Genomic DNA, 13,478 nt, shown 5'->3' with positions numbered 1-13,478 from the left:
GGAGCACGATAAAACACCCGACCCCGCCGGCTGACGCGGGCGGGGTCGGGTTCAGGAGGAAGGGCTCAGAACTCTGAGCCTGCCGGGAGGTCGGGGGCGGATGGGTCGTCGGGGTCCGTCGGTCCCGCGGCCAGGCCGAGTTCGGCCGGGCTGGCGAGGCCGTCGTGGCTCGGGACTACCCGGACGGTGTAGCCGAAGGGGCCGGTTCGGTCGAGCTTCAGTTCGCCTTCGTAGCGGTGCCGGTTGCCCTCGTAGGTCTCCGCCATCGCCAGCGTCGCGCGGACTGGGTCGGTGATCTCGTCGTTCGTATCGACCCGCCCGTGCAGCACCTCGACGCAGATGTCGGCAGGCTCGAGATCCCCGAGCGCCGCGAAGGCGCGGATCCCGACCGTGGTCCCGAGCTGCGGTACGTCGCCCAGGCCCTGCAGCTCCACGTGGTCGACCCGGATCTGCGGCCACGCCGTCCGGACCTTCTTCTTCCACGCGGCCAGCTCGCGCGCACCGTCGTACGTCGCATTCAACGACCGCGACGACTTGGCGGCCGGGACGTACAGCTGCTCGACGTAGTCGCGGACCATCCGGGTGGCGAGCACCTTCGGGCCGAGCTCCTTGATGGTGTGGCGGAGCATCTCGATCCAGCGCCCCGGCACCTCGCCGTCGTAGAAGCGCGGCGCGACCTGCTTCTCGATCAGGTCGTACAGCGCGTGCGCCTCGAGGTCGTCACGCCGGTCGGTGTCCTCGATCCCCTCCGCGGACGGGATCGCCCAGCCGAACTCGTCGTCGTACCACTCGTCCCACCAACCGTCGCGGATGGAGAGGTTCAACGCACCGTTCAGAGCAGCCTTCATGCCCGACGTGCCGCACGCCTCGTACGGACGCAGCGGGTTGTTCAGCCACACGTCGCACCCCGGGTACATCGGCTGCGCGAGCGCGATGTCGTAGTCCGGGACGAACACGATCCGGTGCCGCACCTCCGGGTCGTCGGCGAAGCGGACCATCTCCTGGATGAGCTTCTTGCCGCCCTCGTCGTGCGGGTGCGCCTTGCCGGCGATGACGATCTGGACCGGGCGCTGCGGGTGCAGCAGCAGCGCCTTCAGCCGAGCCGGGTCGCGCAGCATCAGCGTGAGTCGCTTGTACGACGGGACGCGGCGGGCGAAGCCCATGGTCAGGACGTCCGGGTCGAGGATGGAGTCGACCCAACCGAGCTCGGCGTCGCTGGCGCCGCGGTTGATCCAGGACTGCCGGACCCGGGCCCGGGTGTCGTCGATGAACCGCTGCCGCAGAGTCCGCTTGGTCTCCCAGATCTGCGCGTCGGAGGTCTTGTCGAGGCCGTCGAACAGGCCGTCGCTCTCGGCCGTGTCGGTCGCCGCGTACGTGAGCCCGTGGATCTCCCGGGCCACCCAGGTCGGCGCGTGGACGCCGTTGGTGATCGAGGTGATCGGTACGTCGACCGGGTCGAAGCTCGGCCACAGCCCGGCGAACATGCCGCGGCTGACCACTCCGTGCAGCTTGGACACACCGTTGGCCCGCTGCGCGAGCCGCAGGCCCATGATCGCCATGTTGAAGACGCCCGGGTCGCCGCCCTCGAAGTCCTCGGCGCCGAGCTCGAGGATCCGGTCGATCGGCACGCCCTCGCCGAACGCGTCGGGCGAGAAGTGCTGCTGGATCAGCTCGACCGGGAACCGGTCGATACCGGCCGGGACCGGCGTGTGGGTGGTGAACACGGTGCCGCCGCGGGCGACCTCGAGCGCGGTGTCGAAGTCCAGCGACTGGTCGGTGGCGAGCTCACGGATCCGCTCGATGCCGAGGAAGCCGGCGTGGCCCTCGTTGGTGTGGAACACCTCGGGCGCCGCGTGCCCGGTGATCCGGCAGAAGGTACGGACCGCGCGGACACCGCCGACGCCGAGGAGCAGTTCCTGGAGCAGCCGGTGCTCGGTGGACCCGCCGTACAGCCGGTCGGTCACCTCGCGCTCGGCGGGGTCGTTCTCCTCCATGTCGGAGTCGAGCATCAGCAGCGGCACCCGGCCGACCTGGGCGACCCAGATCTGCGCGCGCAGCTGCCGGTTGCCGGGCAGCGTCAGGGTCACTGTGGCGGGCGCGTCGCCGTCGCGGAGCAGGCTGATCGGCAGCCCGTCCGGATCCACCAGGGGGTAGCGCTCCTGCTGCCAGCCCTCGGCGTTCAGCGACTGCGCGAAGTAGCCGTGCCGGTACAGCAGGCCGACACCGATCAGCGGTACGCCGAGGTCGCTGGCCGCCTTCAGGTGGTCACCGGCCAGGATGCCCAGACCACCCGAGTACTGCGGGAGGACGTAGGTGATGCCGAACTCCGGGGAGAAGTACGCCACCGAGCTGACCGGGGAGCCGGCGTCGGTCTGGAACCACCGGTCGCCCGACACGTAGGCGTTCAGGTCGGCTACGGCCAGTTCGAGCCGGCGCAGGAAGACATCGTCGTGAGCCAGCTCGTCGAGCCGGGCCGCCGGGACCTCGCCGAGGAGCTTGACCGGGTCACCGCCGGTGCTCCGCCACAGCTGCGGGTCGACCGCTTCGAAGACGTCCTGCGTCTCCGGGTGCCAGGACCAGCGGAGGTTGTTCACCAGGGTGCCCAGACCGGTCAGCGGCTCGGGCAGGACAGGGCGGACGGAGAATCGTCGTATCGCTCGCACCGGGACACCGTACCGGCCTCGAGGTCGCAAGACACCTTCGGTATGCATCGATCTTGCAACGCGGGCAAGATTTTGCAGACACTTTTCCGGGGTCTGTCACTCATGTTCCATCGCTTGGACCGAAATGTGACCACTGCATGTCATGGTCTACGACGGGGAACCGATAACGTCAGACCTGAACTACCCCATCGGCCGGCTCCGCAATCGGAAAGCGAAGGTTCGTCTACGCCATGACTGGGCGCATCCCGATCACCGACGTCACCCCGACCGTCGACGCCGGAGCGTATCCGGCCAAGGCCTCGGTGGGCGAGACGTTCACCATCGCGGCCACGGTGTTCCGTGAGGGCCACGACGCGGTGAACGCGAACGTCGTACTGACCTCGCCGACCGGGCAGACCAGACGCATGCTGATGACACCGGTCGGGCAGGGCAGCGACCGGTGGACGGTCGACGTGACGCTGCAGGAGCAGGGCGCGTGGACGTTCGCGGTCGAGGGCTGGAGCGACCCGTACGGCACCTGGCGGCACAACGCGGAGATCAAGATCCCGGCCGGTCTCGACGTGGACCTGATGTTCGCCGAGGGTGCGGCGTTCTTCGACCGCGCCGCCGCCGGCGTACCGCCCGCCGTTCGTGCCGATCGGGCCACGCTGAGCGATGCCGCGCACGCGCTGGCCAACGGCGCGCTGCCGCCGGAGGCCCGGCTGGCCGCGGGCATCTCGCCGCAGGTCCGGTCCGCGCTCGGACGCTACCCGGTGCGTGAGTTGATCACGTCGTCCGAGACCTACCCGGTGTGGGTCGACCGGACCCTGGCGCTGTACGGCAGCTGGTACGAGTTCTTCCCGCGGTCCGAGGGAGCGACGTACGACGAGGAGTCCGGGCAGTGGAAGTCCGGGACCTTCCGGACCGCGGCCAAGCGGCTGGACGCGGTGGCCGGGATGGGCTTCGACATCCTGTACGTGCCGCCGATCCACCCGATCGGTCACGCGTTCCGCAAGGGCCCGAACAACACCCTCGACCCGAAGCCCGGTGACCCCGGATCGCCGTGGGCGATCGGCTCCGACGAGGGCGGGCACGACGCGATCCACCCCGAGCTCGGCACCTTCGAGGACTTCGAGTACTTCGTCGGCCGGGCCCGCGAACTGGGCCTCGAGGTCGCGATCGACCTGGCCCTGCAGGCGTCGCCGGACCACCCGTGGGTCAAGGAGCACCCGAAGTGGTTCTCGATCCGCGCCGACGGCTCGATCGCGTACGCCGAGAACCCGCCGAAGAAGTACCAGGACATCTACCCGATCAACTTCGACAACGACCCCGAGGGCATCTACGCCGAGGTACTGCGGATCGTCCGGTTGTGGATCTCGTACGGCGTGACCGTGTTCCGGGTCGACAACCCGCACACGAAGCCGGTCAACTTCTGGGAGTACCTGCTCGGCGAGATCCGCAAGACCGACCCGGACGTGGTGTTCCTGTCCGAGGCGTTCACCCGGCGGCCGATGATGCGCGAGCTGGCCAAGGTCGGGTTCCACCAGTCGTACACCTACTTCACCTGGCGCAACGAGAAGTGGGAGCTGGAGGAGTACCTGCAGGAGCTGACCAAGGAGACCGGGCACTTCCTGCGGCCGAACTTCTTCGTCAACACGCCGGACATCCTGACCGCCTACCTGCAGTACGGCGGGCCGAGCGCGTTCAAGATCCGCGCCGCGATCGCGTCCACCGCGTCGCCGGCCTGGGGCGTGTACGCCGGGTTCGAGCTGTTCGAGCACGTGGCACTCCGGCCGGGCTCCGAGGAGTACCTCGACACCGAGAAGTTCCAGTTGCGTCCGCGGGACTGGGAGGCCGCGGCCGCCGAGGGGCGCACGCTGGCGCCGTACCTGACACTGCTGAACAACATCCGCCGCCGGCACCCGGCCCTGCAGCAGCTGCGCAACCTGTCGCTGCACTCGGTCGAGGACGAGGCGATCATGTGCTACTCCAAGCGCACGACCGCCCCCGACGGCCACAGCGACACCGTCATCGTCGTGGTGAACACCGACCCGCACTCGGTGCGCGAAACGATGGTCCACCTGGACATGGCCTCGCTCGGCATGCGCCCCGAGGACACCTTCACCGTGTACGACGAGATCACCGGCGCCACCTGGCGCTGGGGCCAGCAGAACTACGTCAAGCTCGACCCGAACGGCGAACCAGCCCACATCCTCGCCGTCCGCCGCGGCCAGGCGTGATCAGAGCGGGACGGTCTCCGGGTACTTGAGGCCCGCGCCGGTGTTCAGGGCAACGACCTGGTCGCCGGCGCGGATCCAGCCGGACTCGCGCAGCTGCCGGACGGCGGCGAAGTTGGCCGCGCCTTCCGGGCAGATGAACGATCCTTCCAGCTGAGCGACCTTGTGCTGCTCGGCCAGCAGATCTTCGTCGTCGACGGCAACGGCACACCCGTCGGTCTCCGCGATCGCCTGCAGGACGAGGAAATCGCCGAGTGCCTTGGGCACCGTGATGCCAAAGGCAACGGTCTGCGCGTCCGGCCAGGGCTCGCTCTCCGGCAGACCCTTCTCCCAGGCCCGGACGATCGGCGCACAGCCACTCGACTGTACGGCGACCAGGCGCGGCAGCGGACCGTCGATCCAGCCGAGCTCGCGGAGTTCGACCAGCGCCTTCCAGATCCCGATGATGCCGACGCCGCCACCGGTCGGGTACAGGATGACGTCGGGCAGCTGCCAACCGAGCTGCTCGGCGATCTCGAGGCCCATCGTCTTCTTGCCCTCGATCCGGTACGGCTCCTTCAGCGTCGACACGTCCAGGTAGCCGTCCCGCTTGGCCAGCTCCGCGCGGATGAACGCGCCGGCGTCACCGATCAGCCCGTCGATCAGGTGCAGCTCGGCACCGACCACCTTCACCTCGCGGCGGCAGATCTCGGGTGCCGCGATCGGCATCGCGATCAACGCTTCCATACCCGCACGAGCGGCGTACGCCGCCCAGGCCGAGCCCGCGTTCCCGTTGGTCGGCATCGCGATCTTGCGGACACCGACCTCGTACGCCCGGGACACGCCGACCGCGGCACCGCGTGCCTTGAAGGTGCCGGTCGGGATCAGCCCCTCGTCCTTCATCAGCAGCCGCTCGACGCCGAGCTCACGCCCGTACCGCGGCAACGGCAGCAGCGGGGTCATCCCCTCCCCCAGCGTCACCACGTTCTCCGGCGACCGCACCGGCAGCAGCTCGTGATACCGCCACAGATCCGGCGGCCGGGTCGCCAACTCGTCCTTGGTCAGCGTGATCGCCTGTACGTCGTACCGGGCCAGCAAAGGCGACCCGCACGAACACAGTCCGATCACTTGGTCCGGCGAGTAGGTGAGGCCGCACTTGGGACAGTCGAGATGGCTCAAAGCGGAGAAGGGCACGAACGCTGACGGTACTCCTGTGCCGATCAGGCGACATCGAGGGGGAGCTCGACGTGCAGCGACGTTCCCTCGCCGATCGGACTCGTGATCGAGATCCGCCCGCCGAGCGCCTCGACCCGGTCGGTGAGTCCGATCAGGCCCGAGCCTCGGGCCGGATCGGCTCCGCCGACGCCGTCGTCGCGAATGCTCAGCTCGAGGACGTCGTCGTGCAGCCTGACCTGGATCTCGGCCAGCGTGGCCCCGGCGTACTTCGCCGTGTTCGTGAGCGCCTCCGACACGACGTAGTACGCCGCCACCTCGACCCGTTCCGCGAGCCGTTCGCCGACGTTCACGTCCAGCTTGACCGGAACGGCCGAACGCCGTCCGAGCGCCCGCAGCGCGGGGTCGAGACCACCCTCCGACAGGATCGCCGGATGGATGCCCCGGGAGAGTTCGCGCAGGTCGTTGAACACCCCGTCCAGTCCGCTGCTGATCTGACCGAGCCCGGCCCGCAGGTCGGGTGGTGCGGCCATCTCGACTCCACGCAGTTCGAGGCCCAGCGAGACAAGCCGCTGCTGGACTCCGTCGTGCAGATCACGCTCGAACCGGCGGCGAGCCAGGTCGGTGGTCTCGACGATCCGGGTGCGGGACGCCTCGAGGTCGGCGTGCGCCTTGAGGTTCGAGATCGCCGTCGCCAGGAGTTCGGTGAACTCGCCGATCTGGGACTCGGTGTCCGGAGGGAACGGCGCATCGCCCGTCGTCGACGCGGCGACGACGCCCCACAGGCGGCCCTGGACGACGACCGGACAACCGACCGACGACCGGATCCCCAGTCCCTGCGCCTCCTGTGCGATCGGGCCCGAGGCGCCGGCGAAGCTGTCCACCCGCATCGGGCGGCCGGTCTCTCGCACCAGTGCCGCGATGCTCGGTCCCTGCAGCACGAAGCGGGTGCCGCTGGACAGTTGATGATCGGTGTTCCGGCTCCACACGCCGACCCCGGTCACCGTTCCGTCCGTCTCGTAGCGCTCCAGCCTGGCCAGGTCGGCGCCACAGAGCACCCCGACCTCACGGATGACCGTCTCGACGACCTCGGCCGAACGCCCACCACGAGCGACCAGCGTCGCGACCCGCCGCAGTGCGGCCTGTTCGTCCAGGAGACGTTCGACCTGCCGTCGTGCCTCCAGGTTGGCGATCGCCGTGGCCGCGAGCTCGGTGAAGTCGGTCAGGCGCGATTCCGTGGCGGCCGGGAGCGGCTCGGCCGTGGACCAGACGACCATCACTCCCCACAGGTCGCCGCCGACGACGATCGGTGCTCCGGCCACGGACTTGATGCCCATCCCGCGGGTGAGCGGCAGCCGGTCCTCGAGGTCTTCGTAGTCGTCGATGCGGGCGACACGGCCGGTACGGCGTACGTCGCCGGCCACGCTCCTGCCCTCGAGCCTGACGCGATCATAGGGGCCGGGATCGTAGCCGGGCTTGCTCCAGTCGGTCACATGCGCGAGGTCGTCGCCCTCGTAGCGGACGATGCGGGTCGCGTCCACGTCGAGCAGCGTCCCGGCCTCCTCGGCCACGGCTGCGAGCAACTCCTGTGCGGGCACCCCCTGCGCGACGCCTGTCGCCACCCGTCGCAACGCCGCCTGCTCGTCGGCGAGCTCGGCCCGGGCCACCTCGGCCGTCTGGGCCTGACGAGTCGCATGCGCCGCCAGCTCGCCGATCAGCACCGACACCCCCAGATAGACCAGCAGATCCACCAGGTTCGACCAGACCGGGAACCCGAGCGGATGGGTCGGGGTCAGGTGGTACCAGTCGTAGGCGAGCATGCCGGCCATCGCGATCGGGACGGCGTACGCGATGCCGATCACCTTGGCCACCAGGACGACGGCGGCGACCAGTGGAACGCCCAGGATCACGATCAGCGCATCCGAGGTGATCCACGCGGCGAGTGCTGCCACCACGACGAACGTCCCGGCACCGGCGAGGAAGGCCAGGACGATCTCCGCGACTCGAGGGACCCGTCGCGGATGCGGCAGGGAACTCACCAGACGAGGCTAGCGACGACGGGCGCCCGGCGAACAGAGAGCAGACCCGGAAACTCCCGGGTGTGTCAGCCGGCCCGCAACCCCATGATCGCCGGGCGCTGGTGATCAGTGAGCCGGAAGCCGGTGCCGCGGACGGCGTCGATGGTGACCGTGGTACCCAGTTCGTCGAGCTTGCGGCGCAGCCGCTTCACCACCGAGTGCACGTCGGCGGTTCCCCTCAGGTCCCGGTTGCGCCAGACCGCCTGGTGCAGGGCGTCGTACGTCCAGACGCGCAGCGGTGCCGTCATCAGCCGGGTCAGCAGGTCGTTCTCGAGCTCGGTGAGCTGGACCTCCCGGCCGCGCCACCGGGCGACCGAGCGGGCCCGGTCGATCGTCAGTACGTCGGCCTCGGGATCCTCGGCCGTCTTCGCGACGACCGCCTGGACCGCTTCGGGCTCGGGTGGTTCGGGGTGCTCGGGCGGGGCCGGCGGGGACTGCTGGGCGGGCACCAGCAGTTTGCGCAGTTCCTCGAGGCTGGACACGAGGAGCAGCGGAGCGACGTCGTCGACGAGCTCGGCGAGCCGGACCCGATCCTCCGGGGAGGCCGCGACCGCGATCAGCAGCGGAAACGATTCCCGGTCGGTCGTGGTCAGGTCGACGTCCTCGGGGGCGGGGACACGGGCGGTGACCATCTGATCACGATGTCAACCTCTGCCTCGGATCGTCAACGGACTGCCAATCTTTGACCAGGTTGCCTCGATTCGGGGCAACGGCTAGTCACATGTTGCTCACCATGTGTGCTTGTTCCCCCTCCGATCTGACACATAGGGTCCTCGTCAGGCTCGCGGCGTCACATGCCGCGACCTGGGGGGCACGGAGCGTTCGCGCACGGGACTCGAATCCGCCCACGCGAGGACCCTTGCACCTCTGCACCAAATGACTCGGGGGAGTCGACTCGGGGTCGTTTCAAGTGAGGGGCTGCAGAGATGTCAGACATGAGACGAAGGGGGCTCGCCAGAACGCTGGTGGGCGCCCTGGCGACGGTGGCCGTCGTCGCGACCGGGCTGGCAGGTGCCGGCCAGGCGCAGGCGTCACCGCCCACCAAGCCCGAGGCCACTCCGGCGAGCAAGATCAAGCCGGAGCTGATGGCCCAACTCGACGGCAAGGACGCCAAGGCGGCGTCCGACTACTGGGTCCGGTTCGCCGCCAAGGCCGACCTGACCGCCGCCAGCAGGATCACCAACTGGAACGAGCGCGGCACCGCCGTCGCCGCGGCGCTGCGCAAGACCGCCGCGGAGAGCCAGGCGAAGATCCGCGCCGAGCTGGACGCGCAGCACGTCAAGTACCAGGCCTTCTGGGGCACGAACGCGATCCGGATCAACAGCGGATCGCTCACGCTGGCCCAGAACCTGGCCACCCACGCCGAGGTCGAGGGCCTGTACGCCCCGATGAAGATCGAGGTGCCCAAGATCTCCCAGGGCACGACCGAGCACGAGATCAACGCGGTCGAGTGGGGCATCGCCAACATCAACGCCGACGACGTCTGGTCGCAGTTCGGCGACAAGGGCGAAGGCATCACCATCGCCAGCATCGACACCGGGGTCCAGTACGACCACCCGGCGCTGGTCAAGCAGTACCGCGGCAACAATGGCGACGGCACGTTCGACCACAACTACAACTGGTTCGACGCGGCCGGCACCTGCGGCAACGCACCGTGCGACGGCAACGGCCACGGTACCCACACGATGGGCACCATGGCCGGTGACGACGGCGCCGGCAACCAGATCGGCGTCGCGCCGGGGGTCAAGTGGATCGCCGCGAACGGCTGCTGCCCGACCGACGCGGCCCTGATCTCCTCGGGTCAGTGGATGCTCGAGCCGACCGACCTGGCCGGGAACAACCCCGACGCCAGCAAGCGGCCGAACATCATCAACAACTCCTGGGGTTCGCAGCTGCCGTCGAACGACCCGTTCATGGAGGACATCACCAACAACTGGAAGGACTCCGGCATCTTCGGGGCCTTCGCCAACGGCAACAGTGGTGAGCTCGGCTGCAACAGCAGCGGGTCGCCGGGCAGCCTGACCAGCAACTACTCGGCGGGCGCCTACGACATCAACAACAACATCGCGTCGTTCTCCGGCCGTGGTGTCGGTCAGAACGGCACGATCAAGCCGAACATCTCGGCCCCCGGCGTCAACGTCCGGTCCAGCCTCCCCGGCAACACCTACGGCGCCTTCAACGGTACGTCGATGGCCACCCCGCACCTCGCGGGCACCGTCGCACTGCTGTGGGCCGCGTCGCCGGCTCTCAAGGGTGACGTGGACGCCACCCGGGCGCTGCTGAACCAGACCGCGATCGACACGCCGAACAGCCAGTGCGGCGGAACCGACGCCAACAACAACGTGTTCGGCCAGGGCCGTCTGGACGCACTCGCCCTGCTGAACGCGGCGCCGATCGGCGACACCGGCACCCTGTCCGGAACCGTCACCGCCGCCACCGGTGGTGCTCCGCTCGCCGGCGCGTCCGTGACGGTGAAGCAGGCCGGCCAGCCGGACCGCGTGCTGACCACGACCAGCACCGGCGCGTTCTCGTCCGTCCTTCCGGCCGGGAGCTACGACCTGACCGCGGCATCGTTCGGGTACCAGACCCAGACCGCCACGGTCGCCATCACCACCGGGAACACCACCACCCAGAACTTCGCCCTGGCGAGCTCGCCGCAGGTGAACGTCGGCGGCAGCATCACCGACGGCTCCGGCCACGGCTGGCCGCTGTACGCGAAGGTCAGCGTCGAGGGTCCGGGTGGCGTGTTCGACTACACCACCCCGAGCAACGGCCGCTTCAGCCTGAAGGTTCCGGCCGGCGCGTCGTACTCGCTCAAGGTGGAGTCGCAGTTCCCGGGCTACCAGACGGTCAGCGAGCCGATCACGGTCGGCTCCGGCAACCTGACCAAGAACATCGCTGTCCCGGTCCGTTCCGACGCCTGCACCACGGCGCCGGGCTACCGGTACGGCTCCGACGGCACCTACCAGACGTTCGACTCCGGCAGCACGCCGAGCGGCTGGTCCGTCGTCGACAACAAGGGCAACGGACAGGTCTGGCAGTTCAACGACCCGGGTGCCCGGGGCAACCTGGCCGGCGGTACCGGCGGTACCGCGATCATCGACAGCGACAAGTACGGTCCGGGCGGTTCGCAGGACACCTCGCTGGTCAGCCCGGTCGTGGACCTGACCGCGGTCACCGCTCCGGTGATCCGGTTCAACCAGGACCTCAACTGGCTCGGCGGCGAGAAGGCCGACGTGGACCTGTCGATCGACGGCGGTGCCACCTGGGCCAACGTGCTGGCGCAGGCAACGGACGTCCGTGGGCTCAAGGAGATCGCGATCCCGCAGGCGGCCGGCAAGTCCGCTGTGCAGGTCCGGTTCCACTACTACGACGCGCAGTACGAGTGGTGGTGGCAGCTCGACAACGTGCTGATCGGCAGCCAGGTCACCTGTGAGCCTGCAGGTGGCGGCATCGTCGTCGGCAACGTCAAGGACGCCAACACGAACGGTTTCGTGAACGGTGCGGTCGTCACCCGTGACGGCAACCCGGCCGAGACCGCGACCACCGTGGCGACGCCCGAGGACACCGGTCTGAACGACGGCTTCTACTGGCTGTACTCCTCGGAGTCCGGCGACCAGGGCTTCACCGCCAAGGCCGGCAACTACGTCACCGCGCAGCAGACGGTCGGCGTCGAAGCCGACTGGGTCACCACGGCCGACTACTCGCTGTCCGCGGGCCGGCTGAACGTCACTCCGGGCAGCATCACGGGCAACCTGAAGCTGCCGTCGGGCAAGGTGACCAAGTCGTTCACCGTCACCAACACCGGCGGTGCCGGCGTCGACGTCAAGTTCGGCGAGCGGGACAACGGCTTCGTACTGCAGAACGCGAACGGCTCCACCACCAGCAAGACGCAGGTGCTGACCGGCGCCGGCGCCCCGCTGCAGCGGCTGCAGGTGCCGACCTCGTTCGGCAACGTGATGTCGGGCAAGACGGCCGTCAAGACCGCGGCCGCGAACCCGTTGGCCGCACCGTGGGCCGACATCGCCGACTACCCGGCGACCGTGATGGACAACCGGGTGGTCAACCTGGACGGCAAGATCTACTCGATTGCCGGTGGCAACGGTAGCGTCTCGTCCGCGAACAGCTACGTGTACGACCCGGCGACGCTGGCGTGGACCGCCATCGCTCCGCTGCCGGCTGCTCGCAACGCCATCACCGTCGGCGTCGTGGGTGGCAAGATCATTGCCAGCTCGGGCTGGGCCGCCGCCGGTCCGGATCCGGCGACCTGGGCGTACGACCCGGCCGCCAACGCCTGGAGCGCGCTCGCCGCGAACCCGGCTCCCCGCGCCGCGGCAGGTCAGGCGGTCCTCGACGGCAAGCTGTACGCCGTCGGCGGCTGCACGACCTCGGCCTGTCTCCCGATGAGCAACACGGTGGTCCGCTACGACGCGGCCGCCAACAGCTGGGAGACGCTGGCGAACTACCCGAAGTCGGTCGCGTTCGCATCCTGCGGCGCCATCGACGGCAAGCTGTACTGCGCCGGCGGTAACGACGGCGTGAACTCGCTGAAGTCGGCCTACGTCTTCGACCCGGGTGCGAACTCGTGGACCGCGATCCCGGACGCTCCGGCCGACCACTGGGCGGCGTCGTACGCCGTCGCCAGCGGCAAGCTGCTGGTCGTCGGCGGTGTCCAGGCCGGTGCCGTCACCAACGCCGGGTTCGCCTATGACCCGGCGGCCGACAGCTGGTCCGCCCTGCCGAACTCCAACCTGCCGCGGTACCGCGGTGGCGCGGCGTGCGGCTTCTACAAGATCGGTGGCTCGTCCGGTGGCTTCACCGCCACGGTGGACAGCGAGGCCCTGCCGGGTCTCGAGGGCTGCTCGGAGTCGTCGGCGGACGTGAGCTGGATGTCCATCGACAAGACCGAGGCGACGCTGGCTCCCGGCCAGTCGACCACCGTCAAGGTCACGCTCAACGCGAACGTCGACCAACCCGGCACGTACAGCGGGCAGGTCACGATCGGCGAGAACACCCCCTACTCCGTTCCCGCGGTGGACGTGACGATGAACGTCACCCCGCCGAACACCTGGAGCAAGCTGCAGGGCACCGTCACGGGCGTCAGCTCGTCCGGGGCCAGCGCGCCGCTCCCGGGGGCGATCGTGCAGGTGGACTCGTGGGCGCAGTCCTACACCTTCATCACCGACAAGGACGGCAACTACGCCTACTGGCTGGACCGTCGCAACAACCCGCTCACCCTGATCGCCGCGAAGGACGGCTACAAGCCCCAGACCCGGACCACCCGGCTCGTCGCCGGTGAACCGGTCACCGAGGACTTCGCTCTGAAGTCCATCAAGTAACAGTCACGTAGTCGGAGCCGGCCCCACTCG

The 13,478-nt window shown here is 69.1% G+C and carries 6 protein-coding genes; 2 read left to right on the top strand and 4 right to left on the bottom strand.

Annotation, left to right across the window (positions count from 1 at the left end):
- Positions 1-65: 65 nt before the first annotated feature.
- Positions 66-2,663, bottom strand: a complete 2,598-nt coding sequence (gene glgP, locus ACGFH6_RS42665) for an alpha-glucan family phosphorylase (RefSeq protein ID WP_393396702.1) — start codon at positions 2,661-2,663, stop codon at positions 66-68.
- 230 nt (positions 2,664-2,893) lie between these two features.
- On the opposite strand from glgP, the gene ACGFH6_RS42660 reads away from it, so the two are divergent.
- Positions 2,894-4,882, top strand: coding sequence for an alpha-1,4-glucan--maltose-1-phosphate maltosyltransferase (locus ACGFH6_RS42660; RefSeq protein WP_393396699.1), 1,989 nt, complete (start codon positions 2,894-2,896; stop codon positions 4,880-4,882).
- Here the strand turns inward: ACGFH6_RS42660 and ACGFH6_RS42655 are convergent, their stop codons facing one another.
- The 3 genes from ACGFH6_RS42655 to ACGFH6_RS42645 all read right to left on the bottom strand — a co-directional run bounded on the left by ACGFH6_RS42655 (position 4,883) and on the right by ACGFH6_RS42645 (position 8,741).
- The gene (locus ACGFH6_RS42655; protein WP_393396697.1) at positions 4,883-6,052 is read right to left on the bottom strand and encodes a threonine synthase; all 1,170 of its coding nucleotides are present in this window, start codon (positions 6,050-6,052) and stop codon (positions 4,883-4,885) included. It lies immediately after the preceding gene.
- A gap of 26 nt (positions 6,053-6,078) precedes the next feature.
- Positions 6,079-8,070 carry a GAF domain-containing protein gene (locus tag ACGFH6_RS42650; protein ID WP_393396695.1) on the bottom strand — a complete coding sequence of 664 codons (1,992 nt, stop codon included), beginning with the start codon at positions 8,068-8,070 and terminating at the stop codon, positions 6,079-6,081.
- 65 nt (positions 8,071-8,135) lie between these two features.
- Positions 8,136-8,741: a winged helix-turn-helix domain-containing protein gene (locus ACGFH6_RS42645; RefSeq protein ID WP_393396692.1), complete on the bottom strand. Its 606-nt coding sequence runs from the start codon at positions 8,739-8,741 to the stop codon at positions 8,136-8,138.
- 303 nt (positions 8,742-9,044) lie between these two features.
- On the opposite strand from ACGFH6_RS42645, the gene ACGFH6_RS42640 reads away from it, so the two are divergent.
- The gene (locus ACGFH6_RS42640; RefSeq protein ID WP_393396690.1) at positions 9,045-13,448 is read left to right on the top strand and encodes a S8 family serine peptidase; all 4,404 of its coding nucleotides are present in this window, start codon (positions 9,045-9,047) and stop codon (positions 13,446-13,448) included.
- Positions 13,449-13,478: the final 30 nt, after the last annotated feature.

Source organism: Kribbella sp. NPDC049227 (genome assembly GCF_043197265.1).
In the GTDB taxonomy this organism is placed as follows: domain Bacteria; phylum Actinomycetota; class Actinomycetes; order Propionibacteriales; family Kribbellaceae; genus Kribbella.
This window is presented reverse-complemented; position numbering and strand designations above follow the sequence as displayed.